Annotated in this window: 17 protein-coding genes; 7 read left to right on the top strand and 10 right to left on the bottom strand. The window is 47.2% G+C overall.

From position 1 onward, the window contains the following. Window positions 1-185: 185 nt before the first annotated feature. Both BMZ71_RS09450 and chrA read left to right on the top strand, forming a co-directional pair. A complete protein-coding gene (locus BMZ71_RS09450; protein ID WP_086989784.1) occupies window positions 186-962 on the top strand; it encodes a PHP domain-containing protein in 777 nt (258 codons plus the stop codon). A 36-nt stretch (window positions 963-998) separates the two neighbouring features. Further along, window positions 999-2090, top strand: a complete 1092-nt coding sequence (gene chrA / locus BMZ71_RS09445; RefSeq protein WP_086989786.1) for a chromate efflux transporter — start codon at window positions 999-1001, stop codon at window positions 2088-2090. A gap of 65 nt (window positions 2091-2155) precedes the next feature. Here chrA and BMZ71_RS09440 read toward each other — a convergent pair whose 3' ends face one another. The 10 genes from BMZ71_RS09440 to BMZ71_RS09395 all read right to left on the bottom strand — a co-directional run bounded on the left by BMZ71_RS09440 (window position 2156) and on the right by BMZ71_RS09395 (window position 12395). Then, on the bottom strand, window positions 2156-3172 hold the full coding sequence (locus tag BMZ71_RS09440; RefSeq protein WP_086989787.1) for an ABC transporter ATP-binding protein: 1017 nt from the start codon (window positions 3170-3172) through the stop codon (window positions 2156-2158). Window positions 3173-3207: 35 nt separating this feature from the next. Next, window positions 3208-4023, bottom strand: coding sequence for an ABC transporter permease (locus tag BMZ71_RS09435; protein ID WP_086989789.1), 816 nt, complete (start codon window positions 4021-4023; stop codon window positions 3208-3210). Between the two features lie 3 nt (window positions 4024-4026). Continuing rightward, window positions 4027-4872, bottom strand: coding sequence for an ABC transporter permease (locus BMZ71_RS09430; RefSeq protein WP_086989791.1), 846 nt, complete (start codon window positions 4870-4872; stop codon window positions 4027-4029). Further along, complete coding sequence (locus BMZ71_RS09425) at window positions 4859-5716, bottom strand: alkaline phosphatase family protein (protein ID WP_218142794.1); 858 nt, start codon at window positions 5714-5716, stop codon at window positions 4859-4861. Before BMZ71_RS09425 ends, BMZ71_RS09430 begins: the two co-directional genes overlap by 14 nt. A gap of 6 nt (window positions 5717-5722) precedes the next feature. Continuing rightward, on the bottom strand, window positions 5723-6835 hold the full coding sequence (locus BMZ71_RS09420) for an ABC transporter substrate-binding protein (protein WP_086989795.1): 1113 nt from the start codon (window positions 6833-6835) through the stop codon (window positions 5723-5725). A gap of 340 nt (window positions 6836-7175) precedes the next feature. Then, window positions 7176-8141 (bottom strand): class 1b ribonucleoside-diphosphate reductase subunit beta, encoded by a 966-nt coding sequence (nrdF, locus tag BMZ71_RS09415; RefSeq protein WP_068558591.1) that lies wholly within the window; start codon window positions 8139-8141, stop codon window positions 7176-7178. 68 nt (window positions 8142-8209) lie between these two features. Next, the gene (nrdE, locus tag BMZ71_RS09410) at window positions 8210-10387 is read right to left on the bottom strand and encodes a class 1b ribonucleoside-diphosphate reductase subunit alpha (protein WP_086989797.1); all 2178 of its coding nucleotides are present in this window, start codon (window positions 10385-10387) and stop codon (window positions 8210-8212) included. Further along, window positions 10380-10745, bottom strand: a complete 366-nt coding sequence (gene nrdI / locus BMZ71_RS09405) for a class Ib ribonucleoside-diphosphate reductase assembly flavoprotein NrdI (RefSeq protein WP_086989799.1) — start codon at window positions 10743-10745, stop codon at window positions 10380-10382. Before nrdI ends, nrdE begins: the two co-directional genes overlap by 8 nt. Window positions 10746-10988: 243 nt before the next feature. Continuing rightward, a complete protein-coding gene (locus tag BMZ71_RS09400) occupies window positions 10989-11684 on the bottom strand; it encodes an alpha/beta fold hydrolase (protein WP_177187570.1) in 696 nt (231 codons plus the stop codon). A 36-nt stretch (window positions 11685-11720) separates the two neighbouring features. Continuing rightward, window positions 11721-12395, bottom strand: a complete 675-nt coding sequence (locus BMZ71_RS09395) for a uracil-DNA glycosylase (protein ID WP_086989803.1) — start codon at window positions 12393-12395, stop codon at window positions 11721-11723. Window positions 12396-12592: 197 nt separating this feature from the next. Here BMZ71_RS09395 and BMZ71_RS09390 point away from each other — a divergent pair, with 197 nt between their 5' ends. From BMZ71_RS09390 to BMZ71_RS09370, 5 genes are all read left to right on the top strand, one after another. Further along, on the top strand, window positions 12593-13462 hold the full coding sequence (locus tag BMZ71_RS09390; protein WP_086989804.1) for a Cof-type HAD-IIB family hydrolase: 870 nt from the start codon (window positions 12593-12595) through the stop codon (window positions 13460-13462). 78 nt (window positions 13463-13540) lie between these two features. Then, on the top strand, window positions 13541-13693 hold the full coding sequence (locus BMZ71_RS09385; protein ID WP_072763691.1) for a YvrJ family protein: 153 nt from the start codon (window positions 13541-13543) through the stop codon (window positions 13691-13693). Between the two features lie 314 nt (window positions 13694-14007). Next, entirely contained in the window at window positions 14008-16161 is a 2154-nt protein-coding gene (locus BMZ71_RS09380; RefSeq protein WP_177187569.1) for an amino acid ABC transporter substrate-binding protein/permease, read from the top strand. Further along, window positions 16154-16888, top strand: a complete 735-nt coding sequence (locus BMZ71_RS09375) for an amino acid ABC transporter ATP-binding protein (RefSeq protein ID WP_086989806.1) — start codon at window positions 16154-16156, stop codon at window positions 16886-16888. Before BMZ71_RS09380 ends, BMZ71_RS09375 begins: the two co-directional genes overlap by 8 nt. 475 nt (window positions 16889-17363) lie before the next feature. After that, window positions 17364-17658 (top strand): transposase zinc-binding domain-containing protein (locus BMZ71_RS09370; RefSeq protein WP_177187568.1); only part of this gene is annotated, 295 nt, incomplete at its 3' end.

The raw sequence follows: 17658 nt of genomic DNA, 5'->3' as shown, positions 1-17658 counted from the left end.
AAAAATTTATCTTATTTTTCCACGACCTTAATCATTATAGCAAAATTCCACAAGCATTGGCGCAAATTTTTTGATAATGTTTAATATTCTGGCTTCGATGGTTTACATTTTCTTAACGGAATCTTTTCTGGAAATCCATCGCTGTCTGGTATACTGGTGACATCCATGCACAAGGAGGAATAATTTTGGGTTACTACGATCAACATATGCATACGCATTTTTCGCCCGATTCTGCGGAATCATTTGAAAATTATCTCGAGCAAACAGACGGACTGCTCGTTACAACGGAGCACCTGGATTTCCACGATTCCTACAACGGCGGTGTGGATACCGTCTTGGATTATGCTGCCTACAGGGATAAAATAGACGCACTGAACACAATCCACGATGGACGCATCCGCTGTGGCATCGAAGTCGGCTATACGCCTGAGTCCCACGCGCAAATTACATCTTATCTGGAAGGCAAAGCCTTTGATGTCATCCTGCTGAGTGTTCACCAAAACGGGCGCTATGATTACTTGCAGCCAATCATCGATGAGATGGACCCCAAAGCGGTCATGAAGGAATATTTCGAGCTCTGTACGCAAGCAGTCCGGAAAGTCAATGGTGCAAATGTTTTCGCGCACTTTGATTACGGAATCCGTCGCTTGCCCGTCACGGTAGACGATCTTCGGGAATTCGAGCCTTTGCTGAAGGGGCTGCTCGATGAAATCATGGCGAAAGAAATGGCACTGGAATTGAACACGCGCAGCATGTATGAATACAACAACGCCGACTTGTACCGCTATATGATCGGCCTCTATCTGGAAATGGGCGGGACCCGATTCAGTCTTGGTTCAGATGCGCACAGCATCCAGAAATACCGCTATCACTTCGACGATGCCATCGCGTTGTTAAAGGATTTGGGTGTGCACGAATTGACCCTTTTCAAAAATCAAGTTGGCTATACCGAACCCATCTGAACCGGCTGTAAACTATACCTTTGATGGAGGAACCTCATGACCTATACCAAAGAAATCTACAAGGAAATTTGCTTTGTTTTTGCCCGACTGGGTCTTTTCGCTTTTGGGGGTCCAGCCGCACACATCGCCATGATGGAGGACGAATTGGTGACGAAGCGGGAATGGCTTAAAAAGACGGAATTCATGGATCTGCTCGGATTCACGAATCTGATTCCCGGTCCGAACTCTACGGAACTGGCTATCGCGTTGGGCTACAAGCGCGGCGGGAAAATCGGATTGTTTTTGGCGGGCATTTGCTTCATCTTTCCGGCCATGACAATCGTGTTGTTGTTGGCTATGTTCTATAAACAGTACGGCGAAGTGCCGCTCATCGAAGCGCTTTTCAGCGGCATCAAACCGGTCATCCTTGCAGTCATCATCCAGGCCCTTTTTAGGCTGGGACAGACGACCATCAAGGACAGCAAATCGTTGCTTTTGTTCTTGGCGGCCTATCTGCTGTCGCTGATGGGTGTCGGCGAAATCACGATCCTCATCCTGACCGGACTGACGATGCTGCTGATGCAGCAATTATCCAAATGGCGCTCGCATCATCTGGCGATCGAACCGATGTCGCTGATGCTGCTGTTCCTGACTTTCTTGAAAATCGGATCGGTCCTTTACGGGAGCGGCTATGTGCTATTGGCTTTTTTACAGGCTGAATTCATCGAGCGCTATGCTGCGCTGACCAGCACACAGTTGCTGGATGCCGTTGCGATCGGCCAGTTCACCCCAGGCCCGGTCTTCACGACGGCGACTTTTGTTGGCTATCTGATTCAGGGCGTCCCGGGTGCCATCTTGGCGACTGTCGGCATCTTTTTGCCTTCCTTCCTGCTGATTCTTTTGTTGCATCCGCTGTTCAACCGACTACGATCATCCGAAATCTTATCCGTTATTTTGGACGGAATCACGATTGCTTCGCTGGCATTGATGGCATCCGTATCTTGGCAATTGGGGATGGCCACCTTCGTCTCTTGGGTCAGTGTCGTCATTTTTGCCGCCAGTTTTATCGGCCTCACTCGATTCAAGGTGAATTCTTCCTATCTGATCATCATGGGTGGATTCATCGGTTGGCTGGTCACGATGTTTTGAATGTATCATCCAGACAAAAAGCCCCTCATCACTTGCCTTATTCTGGCGGTGATGAGGGGCTTTTTTTAAAACTCCAAAATATTTCGCTTCTCTACTTTCATAAAAACGAGCTCGCCTTTATCAAGCAGATTGAAGGTGCGGTACAGATGATCCGCTCGCAGCGCAACGCCCTGCTCGGTTTCGATCACGTATGACAAAATATTCCCGCTGATCGTTTCATCGATGACTTTCCCTTTGAAATACAGGTGTTCATCCGTCTCAGGCTGCGGTTCCTTGAAATACTCGATGGCCTCCGGACGGATGGCGATTTGGCTAGCCTGCGTTTTTATCCGGGTCAGCTTTTCAAACTCCGAACCGCTCAACAAATTGTAGTTGCCGATGAACGAAGCTACGAAATGCGTTTTGGGATGCGTATATATTTCAGTCGGTGTGCCGGACTGCTCGATTTTTCCGGCAGCCATGACATGAATGACATCCGACATCAGCATCGCTTCATCTTGATCATGCGTCACAAAAATCGTCGTGATATGCAAAGCCTTCTGGATACGGCGGATCTGCTTTTGGAGATTCTTCCGCAACAACGCATCAATAGCAGACAGCGGCTCATCCAGCAACAATACTTTCGGTTCAGTCACGATGGCGCGTGCCAAAGCTACCCGTTGCTTCTGGCCACCGGACAATTGCGTCGGATAATGGTTCTCTTTACCGGACAAGCCAACGAGCTCGATCATGCGGGCGACTTTTTCTTTGATCAGACCCGGATCCATTTTCTGCATCTTCAAACCAAATGCGATGTTCTCCGCTACATTCATGTTGGGGAACAGCGAGTATTGTTGAAAGACCATTCCGATATTCCGTTTCCCCGGCGGCAACTCCGTCACATCCTGACCGTTGATGTGGATGCTCCCCCCATCAATACTTTCAAAACCGGCAAGCGAACGCAACAAAGTTGATTTTCCGCAACCGGATGGGCCCAACAACGTGACCAAGTCGCCTTCATTCACCTGCAGATCAAGATTTTTCAACACTAAATTTTCACCGTCATATGATTTTCGAATGTTTCTGAATTCTATATAAGCCATTATTTCTCCTCTATACGTAACAAAACGTGAAGCTATCACTCCATTTTTGTGTTTGTTTTTGCTTTTTTGGTCTCTTTCGATCCCAGATAACCCGCCAAATTCGTCAAAATCAGCATGATGCAGAAGATGACTACTGAAATAGCGCTGGCTGCATGTCCCGATACACTTCTGGTCTTATCCAGGAAAATGCTGGTTGTTTCATAGTAACTTCCAGCAATGATGTTCACCAATACGAAATCGCTGAACAAAATGCCTATCGAGAGCAAAATCGTCGCAACCAGTCCCTTCAACACGCTAGGTACGATGATCCGGAAATAGGCATAAAGCCTACTGGCGCCCAACGTTTCCGCGGCTTCCAGAATCGGCATGACTTCCAGTGTGGTCAAAGCGTTTTTGATGCCTTGGTACATGTAGGGAAGAATGACGATTCCGTAGGCACAGCTCAATAAAAAAATGCGATTCGACAGAAAGGTGCTGGAAGAGGCATAGAGCGAAATGATTGATACCGCAAGGATGACCCCTTGGATGCCGTAAGGGATTTTTGACAATAGGTCCAAATACTTATCCCATTTCGGGTAATGAATCTGCACGACATACATCGCCAACAAAAGCAGCAGCAATAGAACCAACGTCGGAATGATCGCGATCAGCAAAGACCTGCCTATCGCGCCCGCCATCCCGCCTGACTCCACAAAAATTCCGCTATAAAATTCAAAAGTGAACCCTTCCGGGATGATGTTGCTCAAATCCCTGAACAAAGAATTCAACAGCGTCACAAACAGCGGCAGCAGTAAAACCACGGACAGGATGACGATGATGAATGACGAAAAGGGCGTGCTTCGTTTCTTCATTTTTTACACACCCTTTCTGAATTTCTTTAACAGGCTGTTGCTTAAAACCGTCATCGTGCTCATCAATACGAGCATCACGATCGACAAGGCACTTCCCAACTCCACCTGTTGGACGACATCACCTGTGAACATGGATGAAATCCGGATCGGCAATAAGGCATAATTGTTCCCGAGCAGAGCATACGGTGTCGCATAGGCTGCCAGCGCATTGGAGAAGAGGACGGAAAAGGTTCCGAAAATGCTGGGGAGCACCAACGGGAGGCCGATTTTTGTCCAGAATTGCCATGCCGTCGCATTCATCAGGCTCGCCGCTTCCTTGTATTCGGTTTTGATGCCGTCAAACGAAGGATAAAGCAACAAGGTCGCCAGAGGAATCTGGAAATAAATGAAGGTGATGAGGATCCCTGAGGTTGTGTACAGGTCGTAGTTGTTCAATACAGCCAAGTTCCATTTCTCACCCAATGTCGTCAGTATCCCTGAATTCCCCAACAACAGGATGAACGCAAACGCCAATACGATTCCTTGGAAGTTTGAAGTCATGTTCAAAGTGGTGATGTAGAACTTTTTCATCCTGTCGCCCGCTGTATGGATGGCATAGGCACCCAGGAGCGCCAACGCGATCCCGATGAATGCGGAAAGCAAGGAAACGAACAGGCTGTTCTTGATCGACATCAAGTAGTATTCGCTCGTAAACAAGGTCGTGAAATTGGCGAACGTAACGCTGCCTGTTGCCGGATTCCTGAAGCTGTTGATGAAGATGTTGGCTAACGGCATCAATTCGAACAGGAGGATGAGCAGCGCGAACGGCAGCAGCAATATGAGATACTTGCGTTTTTCATTCCGCAGCATCGCCAGACCCTCTTTTCATAAGGATTCCCTGAACCGCCTGCATGCGATCTCCGGCCGGAATGCCCAGCAAATTGCATAAAAATGGCGCAATCTCGAGCTGCGGGACGACTGCCTCTTCTTTGCGGAAGTCTTTGACGATTACCTTATCAGAAAACAAATAGAGCGGAACCAACCGATCTTCGTCAGAAATACCGTTATGCGTATGGTAGTCATTCATGCCATGATCGGAAGTGACCACGATCTGATAGCCTTCGCTCATCCATCTCCAGATGTACTGAGAAAGTTCAGCATCAACGCGGACGGCCGCCTGCACATATTCCTTGCTGTCGGCGCCGAATTTATGGCCGGCATCATCGATGTTCATCGAATGGATCAGCGTATAATCCGTCGCTTTCTTCCGGATCAAGTAATCGCCATCCGCAATCAGATGACTGTCCGGGTAATGATCTTCATGATAAAAAATGCCATGCTCGATGAGAGCATTCGTATCCAGTTGAATGCGATCCTCCATCATTTGAAAGGGTGCCCGGTTATACAGCTCGCTTACCCAGAAGTAAGCGGCCGCCCCCGTCTTGAGTCCGTTATCCTTGGCGATTTCAAAAACACTCTGTTCTTTGGAACGACGGACTGTGCGATTCGAGGTGATGCCGTTTTCGGCAGCTGGCACACCAGTCTGCAGAACTTCATACAAGGGCCTTGATTGTGCGGGCATTTCTGATTTGATGGTATAAGCCGCCATGATTCCTTTTTCGACCAGATGTTCCAAGAAGCCCATATGGTTATGGGCTGTCTTGGCATTCAATCCGTCCAACACTACAAAAATTACTTTATCCACTCTATTCAACCTCGATTATTTTACTTTTGTCAGTACTTCTTCTTGCCATCTTTGGCCCAGGCCGGCTGCAGCCTCTTCCCATGCATCAAAGTCAGAGACCGGTTGCGCCTTCACGTATTGCTCTTCCGGAAGCAAGATATCCTGCACTTCTTGCGGCAATTCGACATTATCACGGATAGGACGTGCGTAGCCTTTCGCCAAATTGATCTGTCCTTCATCAGAAAGGATATATTCGCGGGCTAAGGCTGCAGCATGCGGATTGGGAGACGTCGAATTGATGACTGTTGCATATCCGCTTTGGATCGTTCCATCCAACGGAACAGTCACTTCAAAACTGGCATTCGGATTTGTTTCGGAAACTTGGTTCGCATAATTCAATGCGTTGAAGTCCCAGAACAAGCCGACTTCGATTTCGCCTGATTCTAAACGGGCCAATGAAGTGTCGCCCAGGTCCAATCTGCCTTGTTCAGCCAGTTGCGCAAAAAAGGCAATGCCTGGATCCAAGTTGTTTTCATCTCCGCCATTTGCGATGGCTGCAGCCAGTACCGCATTTTGTGCTTGGGTTGCGGCATTTACATCACCGATCGTAACTTTATAATCGCCTTCCAAAATATCCGCGAAGCTGGTCGGGATATCCGTTACTTTTTCAGAATTAGTGATGAACGCTAATGTTCCGTAATAACCGACGATCCAATCGCCATCATCATCCTTCGCCCACTCCGGAATATCATCCCAGTAAGATGTTTTGTAGGCCAATGTCAGGCCGTCCGCTTCGGCAACAGGTCCGAAAGATTGGCCGACATCGCCGATATCCTTCGTCGGATTTTTCTGTTCCGCTTTGAACAAAGCCAATTCTTCAGCTGAACTCATATCCGTGTCCGCATGCGTCAAGTTGTAAGTTGTTTCGAGTTCGTCCCAAGTCTCGCCCCAGTTGGCCCATGTATCCGGCATCCCTACCGATTCCACATGGCCCTCTTCTTTGGCTTGTGTTTCAATTTCACTCAATGTCAAGGCGTTCAGATCGACTTCCGCCTCAGCAGTTGTCGCTGCTCCCGTTCCACATGCGCTCAAAACAAGCATGCTGCTCAATGCCAAACTGGCAAACAATCTTTTGTTGGACAATCTCATTTTATTCTCTCCTTATTTATGAATGAATTTTTCATTCTTTTTCGTTACGTATTTGACTACAAATAAATACTAACAGTCGGATGTAAAGAACAGTTGGATTCGTTGTTAACTTTTTGTAAACGACAATGAAACCATGCGGTTGCAGCATTCCTTTCGAAAAAATTGGATAGCACTAGCTTCTGTTCATTCAGACGCAATGACGAGCTAAAACACGAATAATAGAAAGTTATCCATGGTTCCGGAACCTGCCTCAGCAAGCAACACTAAAATTGTCGAGGCACATATGCAAAAAAAGCAAGGAGAGCGGCGAATCGATCCGCTGCTCTCCTTGCTTTTCAGTTTAGTCTATCCATTTGACGTAATCTTCGTCTTCCATCGCCTCGACGGCACCCAACAGGTAGCCATTCCCGACTTGCGAGAAGAAGTCGTGGTTGCTGGTGCCGGTCGAGATACCGTTCATGACGATCGGATTCACATCGTCGGCCGTGTCCGGGAACAACGGATCGAAGCCCAGGTTCTGCAGGGCTTTGTTTGCATTGTAGCGAATGAAAACTTTGACGCGCTCCGTCCAGCCCAACTCGTCGTAGATGTATTGCGTGTATTTCACTTCATTATTGTAGAGTTCATACGTCAGCATATAGACCCAGTTCTTGACTTCTTCCTGCTCCGTTTCGGACAGTTGGTTGTAAGCGATCTGGAATTTGTAGCCGATATACGTGCCGTGGACCGATTCGTCGCGCAGGATCAGTTTGATGATCTCCGCGACGTTCGGCAATTTGTTGTTGCCGAGGTACCAAAGCGGTGCATAAAATCCGGAATAGAACAAGAAAGATTCCAACAGCACGCTGGCAGCTTTCTTTTCCAACTGATTGCCGGATTTGTAGATATCGTTGATCAGACTGGCTTTGCGTTGGATAAATTCGTTGCTGTTGGTCCAGTTGAAGATGTCCTCGATTTCAGCCTTCGTATTCAAGGTGCTGAAGATCGAGGAATAACTTTTCGCGTGTACCGATTCCATAAACTGGATATTGTTCAATACCGCTTCCTCGTGTTGCGTGCGCATATCTTCCTTCATAGCGGCGATGCCGTCCTGCGATTGCAGCGTGTCCAAAAGCGTCAATCCTCCAAACACTTTCCCCAACATATCCTGCTCCGCTTTGCTGAGCGTACGCCAGTCGTCCAAATCATTGGACAACGGGATCCGCGTATCCAGCCAAAATTGTTCCGTCAGTTTTTCCCATGTCAACTTGTCCAGCATATCTTCGATGCTGTTCCAGTTGATTGCTATATAAGGCTTGTTTGCCATCCTTCATTCCTCCGTTAGACTTTTGCGATTATTGCATGACGGGTGATCAAATACAGTGCGTTGTATCATCAGATGGTGCATGATTCACAAGCGTTCGCTCCGATTTCGTCATTGTTTTCCGTAAAAGTACGCACATAGTAAATCGATTTTGCTCCTTTTTTCCAGGCATAATTGCGCAGGATGTTCAGGTCGCGAGTCGTCATTTTGTTTGTGCGCCCTTCTTTCCATTCATACATACCTTCCGGCAATTCTGAGCGCATGAACAACGTCAGGCTCATGCCTTGGTCGATGTGCTTTTGAGCAGCGACATAAATATCGATGACACGGCGCATATCGATATCGTAGGCCGAACGATAATACGGCATTGTTTCGTTGGAAAGCTGCGGAGCCGGATAATAAGTCTTACCGGTTTTCTTCTCTTGACGTTCTTCAATCAGACGCGTGATCGGGTGCAGACTTGCACTCGTTTCATTTACATAACTGATCGAACCGGTCGGCGCAATCGCCAAACGGTTTTGGTGATACAAGCCGGATTCATGGATTGCTTGTTTCAACTGCAACCAGTCTTCTTTCGTCGGAACCTTGATCCCTTCAAAGATTTGTTTGACTTTTTCGGATTGGAAAACGACATCAGTATCAGTATAGGCATCAAAATATTCGCCCGTATAATATTTGGACTTCTCGAAATTGACGAATGATTGTCCGCGTTCCTTGGCGATTTTGTTGCTGGCTGCCAAAGTGTAATAGTTCAAAAGCATAAAGTAGATGTCCGTGAATTCGATGGATTCAGGCGAACCGTAATGCATCTGATTCGTTGCGAACATCGTATGCAAGCCCATGCCGCCCAAACCGATTGTGTGCGCTAGGTCGTTCCCGTTCTTGACTGTCGGGACCGCATCGATGCTCGAGTGGTCGGTTACATAAGTCAGGGCACGGACCATCGTTTCGACCGATTTTCCGAAATCAGGCGATTGCATCAGGTTAGGGATATTCGTCGAACCCAAGTTACAGCTGATATCGGTTCCAAGCACTTCATACTCCTGCTTGTCATTCAGCAAGGAAGGTTGTTGCACCTGCAAAATTTCAGAGCACAGATTGCTCATGACGATCGTTCCGTCTACCGGATTGGTGCGGTTTGCCGTATCGATGTTGATGATGTACGGATAGCCGGATTCCTGCTGCAGTTTGCTGATTTCGTTCTCAAGGTCGCGGGCACGGATCTTCGATTTTGAAATTTCCGGATTGTTGACCAAATTTTCGTATTCCGCGGTGATATCGACATAGGAGAACGGTTTGCCGTAGATCCGCTCCACATCATATGGGCTGAACAGATACATCTGATCGTCCTTCGCCGCCAGCTCATAGAATTTGTCCGGAATGACGAGACCCAACGACAAAGTCTTCACGCGGATTTTTTCATCCGCATTCTCTTTTTTAGTGGAAAGAAAGGCCACGATATCCGGGTGGAATACGCTCAGGTACACCGCACCGGCTCCATTGCGCTGGCCCAACTGGTTGGAGTAGCTGAAGCTGTCCTCGAGAAGCTTCATGATCGGCACGACGCCGCTCGATGCGTTCTCGATTTTTTTGATCGGATCCCCGGCTGCCCGGACGTTCGACAGGTTGACCCCGACGCCTCCGCCGATGCGGGATAACTGCAGCGCGCTATTGATTGTGCGGCCGATGCTGTTCATGTCATCCGTCGTTTGGATCAGGAAGCACGACACCAATTCCCCGCGGCGTTTTCTGCCTGCATTCAAAAAGGTAGGCGTCGCTGGTTGGTAGCGTTGATGGATCATCTCTTCCGCCAGATCGACAGCCAATTGCTGGTCCCCGTCAGCCAAAAAGAGTGCATTGAAGACGATCCGGTCTTCATAACGCTCCAAATAACGTTTGCCGTCGTTCGTCTTCAGCGCGTACTGGGTATAGAACTTGTAGGCCGCCATGAAAGACTTGAAACGGAATTTTTTGTTGTACGTATCCTGCATCAACTTTTTGATGAAATCAAGCGGGTATTTCTCCAGGAATTCTTTTTCGATGTAATCGTGCTCGATCAAATAATTCAGTTTTTCATCCAACGTATAGAAGAATACCGTGTTCGGATTCACATGCTCCAGGAAATAAGCTCGTACGGCTTCCTTATCCTTATGCAAAGGGATGGCATTATCAATCGGACGATTGATTTCATTGTTCAATTTATAATAGGTTACATCATCTGTTTTGGTTACTAATTTTGGACTATCCAAGTTCCGTCACCTTCTCTTTCAAAATCTGAATATCTTTCTCATTGCCCTGAAACTCAAACAAGTGCAGCAGCGGGACGCCATAATCGTTTGCCAAATCTTTCGCGGTAAACCCGAAAAGCTTGCCGAAATTCAGGTTTCCGCCACCTGCCACGCCCTTGAAGTAAGCACAATTTTGATCCGTCTCAATGAAATCGGTCAAAATATCCGTCACCTCTTTATCATAGGTCGGGGTAACGATGATGAATGGCTCCTCCATTTTTTGGAACGCATTACCGGCTGTTAATTCCATCGTTTCAAAGCCCAGTTTATTCACGAACTTCCTTGTTTGGCCGGTCAACGACATAAATACTACTTTCATTTTGCATCACCCTTTTCCAAACGTTCTTCACCCATTATACGGTTGTAAGGAGGGAATTACAACAAGAAAAGACACAATATGTAGTATGCGTTTTTACAAGATACGCAACATGTTGTGCCTTTGTTTGCATTTTCACTTTATCCGTCCAAAAATTGCGCGGCAGCGAATGACTGCCACCGACGGCATTTCAGAATTTCATTCTAACATAATTTCTCGGAAGCACCTCCTGATACGCTCCGAAAATCACAAGCTTGTATAGAATTTTTTCGCAAGACGTTCCAACACTTTCGGATCATCCACGAAAAAGCCATGGCTTCCCCCGGGTACGATATATTTTTGCGATCCGGGAATCAAGCGGTGCATCGCCTCTGTTTGGTCGTCGCGAATCAGATCGTATTCACCCGCCAGCAGCAAGGTTGGTGCTTGAATACGGCTCAGGTCTGCGGCAGAAAGGTCCAATTCCTCCAACATCAGCTTATGGACGCACAGTAGCTGCGTTTTTTCCGGGTCGAAATCCGGCAACGCCAACAGTTCCTCGTAGCGTCCTAAGGTTTCTTCATAGCAATCATCGGTCAGGCCATCCGCTTCATAATTAGCCCCCATAGCAATCAAAGAAGCGATCCGTTCTGGATGATGGGCCGCTAAATATAAACCCAAATTGCCGCCATCACTGAACCCGAGCACATGGATCCGTTGAATCCCTTCCTTGTCGAGCAACGCCAGGATATCCTGTGCAATCTGCTTGAATGTCAACCGTTTTACGCCAAGCTCCGATCGGCCATGACCGCGTGTATCAAGTGCATAGACTGTGAAGTATTTCGTAAAAAAAGGAAACTGCTGAGCGAAGATGTCCGAGCTCTCCCCGTTGCCATGCAACAGCAGCAAGGCATCACCGGAACCCCCTACCTGATAGAAGAGTTTTGCTTTTCCGTTCTTCATTGTCTTTCCTCTCATAGGCGACATTCCTTTCTTTTTTTATTCCGGCAAGCTCCAATCGATCGGCTCCACGCCGAAAGATTTGAGCGCTTCGTTCGTTTTTGAAAAGGGCTTCGATCCGAAGAAACCTCTATAGGAAGACAACGGGCTTGGATGCGGCGATGTGATCACGACATGCTTGGTTGTGTCGATGAACACTTTTTTTGCTATCGATGCATTTCCCCAGAGAATGAAGACGACTGGTTCTTCCCGCTCGTTCAACGCTCGGATGACAGCATCGGTCAATAATTCCCATCCTTTTCCGCGATGGGAGTTGGCTTCTCCGTCGCGCACCGTCAGGACTGTGTTCAGCAAGAAAACCCCTTGCTTCGCCCAGGCTGTCAAATTGCCATGTCTCGCCGGTTCTATTCCCAGATCATCCTGCAGTTCCTTGTAGATATTGACCAAGGAAGGCGGTAGCTTGATACCCCTTTGGACCGAAAAACTCAACCCATGCGCTTGATTCGGGCCGTGATAAGGGTCCTGGCCCAAGATAACCACTTTCACCTTATTGTAAGGCGTCAATTCGAAGGCTTCCCAGATATGCTGCATTCCGGGATAGACCGTCCCGTTCAGATATTCTTCCTTCAGGAAGGCGCGCAACTGTTGGTAATACGGCGCTTCGAACTCCTTTTCCAGCTTTTCTTGCCACTCGTTATGGATAATTGCTTTCATGTTTTCACACCACTATCTGTCATATTTTTCGATTCCGGTTGCAACTATCTTACCATAGTAGGCAGACCTTTTTCAGTCATTCAGCCTGCTGATCTATTATTTAACCCTTCCTTGAAACTAATTTTAAAACAAAAGTGAAAAGCGTGGTAGAATATAAGTGTGAATATACTGCAATTACCGAACAGGAGGATGAATATATGATTGAACTGATCGTTTCGGATATGGACGGCACCTTATTGAACGATAAGATGGAAGTCTCCGCATCGAACGTGAGCGCCATCAACGAAGCAAATAGATTAGGCATCAAATTTATGGTCGCTACCGGCAGAGGGTATACCGAAGCTGTGCCGGCCTTGAAGGAAGTCGGCATCGATTGCCCCATGATCACGCTGAACGGCGGGCAAGTATTTGATGAAGACGGAAAACTCGTCGAAAACCTGGGGATCGACAAGACGACTACTCGTCATATTTTGGAGGATGTGAAAAAATATGGCCTCTATTGCGAAATCATGACATCAAAAGGGATCTTTTCGGATGACAAAGTGCGCCGAATCGAGTCAATGACTTCCTTGCTTCATGAGACAAACCCTGACACAACCTTCAAAATGGCGCTTGTGCTGGCGGTCGCCCGTTTGGAAGTGATGCACGTAAACTACGTTGAAAATTTCAAAGAAGTTCTGGACGACAATACCCAACAAGTATTGAAAATCCTTGTATTCAGCGATTCCGGACAAAGCGAATTGGATCCGATCCGGACAAAGTTGGCAGAGGACAGCCGGTTGGTTGTGACCTCCTCCTTCCGGAACAACATTGAAATCAACCATGTGGAAGCACAAAAAGGGATTGCTTTGGAAAAGTTCGCTAAAAAAAGAGGGATTCCCTTGGAGAATGTCATGGCAATCGGAGATAACTTCAATGATGTCTCGATGTTGAAAGTAGCCGGGGCCAGCTTCGCAGTGGCCAATGCTGAAGATGGCGTCAAGGTATTTGCAAAGTACCTCACTTCCACAAACTCAGAAAACGGCGTTGCCGAAGCCATCATGCGCTGCATCAACGAAAATCTGTAATCCCGAAAACGGAACGCTGACAGTTACACTTCCCTCCTCCCCTTCGTCTTTATGGATGTAGGAAAGGAGGGAAAAGGAATGGATGCGAACGTGGATGTGCTGGCATATATGGAACTGATCAGCAATACCGGTTTTCCGATCGTAATCGCGATGTACTTGTTGCACCGGATGGAAAAAAAACTCGATGCACTTGTCGGCGCGATTGAAGAATTGAGTCGGGCTTTCAAATGATCACCACACTGCCTCACAAAGCATAGAAAGAGCCCTGACATGATAGCTTTTATGCCATCATGTCAGGGCTCTTTGCTGCGTTTTTTCCGAACGTTCCCAAATAAGCTGAACTGTTTGAAACTCCTATGTCAGCGTTTTTATGTCATCTGGTTTTCATGTCATATTTTCTAACATGGTCACGTCGCTATAAGATTGTGCTTTCTGTGAATTTAAAATATAATCTCGATGTGGTATTATATGAATATTCAAGCAGAGGCTTCATCGTAATCTCATGGTTATTCAGAAGAAATGCTGTTTTATAAGGAGGAAAAAATATGTTAAGCAAGAAACTGCGACTCAAGTTGCCGATGCTCTTCATGGCTTTGGGCTTTTTTATTTTTGGATCAGCCCAGCATCAAGTAGCGGAAGCAACAGAAACAAAAAAGTTTGTCATCGCGACAGACACCACATTTGCACCATTTGAATTCCAGGATGCGAACGGCGATTTTGTCGGCATCGATATGGAACTCATCCAAGCGATTGCGGAAGATCAAGGGTTTGAAGTGGAGATTCGTCCACTGGGCTTCAATGCAGCGCTGCAGGCCTTGGAGACCAAGCAAGTTGACGGCGTCATCGCCGGCATGAGCATCACGGACGAACGGAAACAAACCTTCGACTTTTCGGAGCCGTACTTTGAAAGTGGCGTGGTCATGGCAGTTGCCGATGACAGCGACATCTCAAGCTACGAAGATCTGAAAGGACAGAACGTAGCCGTCAAAACCGGAACGGAAGGCGCAACCTTCGCCGAATCCATCAAGGATGAATATGGCTTCACGACCACTGTTTTCGAAGATTCCGCCAATATGTACCAGGACGTCCTGTCCGGCAATTCCGTTGCGGCATTCGAAGATTACCCAGTAATGGCTTACGCCATTGAGGACCAAGGTTTGGCTCTGAAATTGGCTACTGAAAAAGAAGCCGGCAGTTCATATGGTTTTGCAGTGGCCAAAGATACAAACCCTGAATTATTGGCAATGTTCAATGCAGGCTTGGCCAATCTGAAATCGGATGGCACTTACCAGGCCATCCAAGAGAAGTACCTTGGCGCATCCGCGGATACAAGTTTGGATGTCCCGGCACAGAACGGAAAAACCTACATCATCGCAACCGACACAACTTTCGCCCCATTCGAATTCCAGGATGCGAACGGTAACTATGTGGGCATCGACATGGATCTGATCCGCGCAATCGCTAAAGATCAAGGCTTCGGAATCGAAATCCGCCCACTGGGATTCAATGCGGCCCTTCAGGCGTTGGAAGCAAAACAAGTGGATGCCGTCATCGCCGGCATGAGCATCACCGACGAACGCAAACAGACCTTTGATTTTTCCGAACCGTATTTCGAAAGCGGTGTGGTCATGGCTGTTGCCGCCGATAGCGACATCGACAGCTATGAAGATTTGGAAGGCCTGACAGTGGCCGTCAAAACCGGAACGGAAGGCGCAACCTTCGCCGAATCGATCAAAGATGAATATGGCTTCACATTATCGACCTTCGATGATTCAGCAAACATGTACCAAGATGTCATCGCCGGCAATTCCGTTGCGGCGTTCGAAGATTATCCGGTTATGGCCTATGCCATCGAAGGTCAAGGCATCGCCTTGAAATTGGCTACTGAAAAAGAAGCAGGCGGTTCTTATGGGATCGCAGTTGCGAAAGATACGAATGTCGAACTGTTGAACATGATCAACACAGGCTTAGCGAACTTACAGTCCAACGGAACCTATGAAGAAATTCTCAACGACTATCTCGGCTCCGACACAGAAGCAAGCAACACTTCCTTCTTCGGACTGATCCAGGAAAACTGGAAAACATTATTGCAAGGATTGGGCAGAACGATCCTGATCACTTTTGCCTCCATCGTGATCGCTTTGGCATTGGGTATCTTCATCGGCTTGTTCAGCGTCTCCCCTAACAAAGCATTGAACTGGATCGCAACCATCTACGTTGACATCATGCGCGGTGTGCCGTTGATCGTCTTGGCATTCTTCGTCTACTTCTCGGTTCCACAATTGATGGGGATCCGGATGAGTTCGACGGTTGCAGGGATCATCACCTTGAGTTTGAATGCGGCAGCTTATCTGGCAGAGATCTTCCGTGGCGGTATCAAAGCGGTTGATGTCGGGCAGATGGAAGCCGGACGCAGCTTAGGTTTGACTTATCAAACGACAATGAACAAAATCATTTTGCCGCAAGCAATCCGCATTATGATTCCTTCATTCATCAACCAATTCGTCATTACTTTGAAAGACACGTCCATTTTATCCATCATCGGCCTTGTCGAGTTGACACAGACCGGTAAAATCATCATCGCCAGAACTTACGCTTCCGGTAACATGTGGTTGATCATCGGCTTGATGTACATCATCGTCATCACGATCCTTACGAAGATTTCGAAAAACCTTGAAGGGAGATTAAAGAATGGCTAACGCAAAAATAAATGTCTCGAACCTGAAGAAAAGCTTCGGCAGCAATGAGGTTTTGAAAGGGATCGATCTTGAAGTCGCTGAAGGAGAAGTTGTCTGCATCATCGGCCCATCCGGTTCAGGAAAAAGCACACTGTTGCGCTGTCTGAATAAACTGGAAGAAATTACTGACGGACACGTTCTGATCGACGGACAGGACATCACCGAAAAAACGACGGACATCAATAAAGTCCGTGAAGAAATCGGGATGGTTTTCCAACACTTCAATCTTTTCCCGCACCTTTCGGTCATGGACAATATCACATTGGCTCCGGTTGAACTGAAACGTGAAAATAAGGAAACCGCAAAAGCAAGAGCACTCGAATTGCTGGAAACAGTCGGTCTGTCCGAAAAAGCTGACGCTTTCCCTAGTTCCTTATCCGGCGGTCAAAAGCAAAGGGTCGCCATCGCACGTGCGTTGGCAATGAATCCGGAAATCATGCTTTTCGATGAACCAACATCCGCGCTTGATCCCGAAATGGTCGGCGACGTTCTTGAAGTCATGAAAAAATTGGCAAAACAAGGCATGACCATGGTTGTCGTTACACATGAAATGGGCTTTGCAAGAGAAGTCGGACATCGCGTCATCTTTATGGATGGCGGATATATTGTTGAAGAAGGCACACCTACCGAAGTATTCGGTAACCCTCAAAACCCACGTACGCAGGATTTCCTTAACAAAGTATTGTAATCACGTCAAACAAAGGTTGCCACCTAAAAAAAGTGGCAACCTTTGTTTTTTTTTGAAATGCGGAAAACGAGAACCTTTTTTCTGTGGGAGTCTGCCCCCGAACAGCCCGCAGCTCCGGGGAGCTTTGGCTTTGCCGGAGCTGAAAGGATAAGGGTGACGCTACCTCCGACGAAGACAGTCTCACCGGAGGAGCGCTTGCTAACCTCCCCTCACCTTCGGCCAAGCATCGCTTTATCGGAGTTCGGGAAATTATTGACAGGCTGGTGACGCGCTGCCCACTCAAAAACAAAAAGAATCGGACCCTTTCGCATAATTGAAAAGGATCCGATTCTTTATTTAACATAACTCAGAGCTGAACGAACCCGTTCAGCTTTTCTTATATTATAGGAAAGTATAAAATTTTTCAGCTGTGGAATGTGATGATAGCACATGTTCCACAGTTTTTGTTTTGGTTTCACAGTGGTAAAATAGAGGTATGAATCAGAATATTCTCCATACCATTTTCTTTGATAAGAATAACCATTGGGACCAGTTCTCTAAAAGATTCAAACTGAAGATAAGACCTGTGGTCTTTAAAGAGGTTGAAAAATTTAGATACTGTGGGGATATTTCGAAAGGCTTTCGGTTATATGTTTGTGAAGGTTGCCATGCGGCAAAAAAAGTTCCGATTCGGTGTAAAGGCAAATTTTGCCCGACATGTTCTGTCGGTGAAAGTGAGCGGTGGAGTGAAATTGTGTCTCAGGATATGTTCCACACCACCCACAGACATA

The organism is Trichococcus flocculiformis (assembly GCF_900113645.1).
In the GTDB taxonomy this organism is placed as follows: Bacteria; Bacillota; Bacilli; order Lactobacillales; family Aerococcaceae; genus Trichococcus; species Trichococcus flocculiformis.
The sequence above is the reverse complement of the archived record's forward strand: the minus strand, read 5'-3'. Positions and strand labels throughout refer to the sequence as shown.

What these genes read in the sequence shown, in the direction of transcription:
- chrA (WP_086989786.1), top strand. Translation starts at nt 999, where the DNA reads ATGACCTATACCAAAGAAATCTACAAGGAAATTTGCTTTGTTTTTGCC.
- BMZ71_RS09440 (WP_086989787.1), bottom strand. Translation starts at nt 3,172, where the DNA reads ATGGCTTATATAGAATTCAGAAACATTCGAAAATCATATGACGGTGAA.
- BMZ71_RS09435 (WP_086989789.1), bottom strand. Translation starts at nt 4,023, where the DNA reads ATGAAGAAACGAAGCACGCCCTTTTCGTCATTCATCATCGTCATCCTG.
- BMZ71_RS09430 (WP_086989791.1), bottom strand. Translation starts at nt 4,872, where the DNA reads ATGCTGCGGAATGAAAAACGCAAGTATCTCATATTGCTGCTGCCGTTC.
- BMZ71_RS09420 (WP_086989795.1), bottom strand. Translation starts at nt 6,835, where the DNA reads ATGAGATTGTCCAACAAAAGATTGTTTGCCAGTTTGGCATTGAGCAGC.
- nrdF (WP_068558591.1), bottom strand. Translation starts at nt 8,141, where the DNA reads ATGGCAAACAAGCCTTATATAGCAATCAACTGGAACAGCATCGAAGAT.
- nrdI (WP_086989799.1), bottom strand. Translation starts at nt 10,745, where the DNA reads ATGAAAGTAGTATTTATGTCGTTGACCGGCCAAACAAGGAAGTTCGTG.
- BMZ71_RS09400 (WP_177187570.1), bottom strand. Translation starts at nt 11,684, where the DNA reads ATGAAGAACGGAAAAGCAAAACTCTTCTATCAGGTAGGGGGTTCCGGT.
- BMZ71_RS09395 (WP_086989803.1), bottom strand. Translation starts at nt 12,395, where the DNA reads ATGAAAGCAATTATCCATAACGAGTGGCAAGAAAAGCTGGAAAAGGAG.
- BMZ71_RS09390 (WP_086989804.1), top strand. Translation starts at nt 12,593, where the DNA reads ATGATTGAACTGATCGTTTCGGATATGGACGGCACCTTATTGAACGAT.
- BMZ71_RS09385 (WP_072763691.1), top strand. Translation starts at nt 13,541, where the DNA reads ATGGATGCGAACGTGGATGTGCTGGCATATATGGAACTGATCAGCAAT.
- BMZ71_RS09380 (WP_177187569.1), top strand. Translation starts at nt 14,008, where the DNA reads ATGTTAAGCAAGAAACTGCGACTCAAGTTGCCGATGCTCTTCATGGCT.
- BMZ71_RS09375 (WP_086989806.1), top strand. Translation starts at nt 16,154, where the DNA reads ATGGCTAACGCAAAAATAAATGTCTCGAACCTGAAGAAAAGCTTCGGC.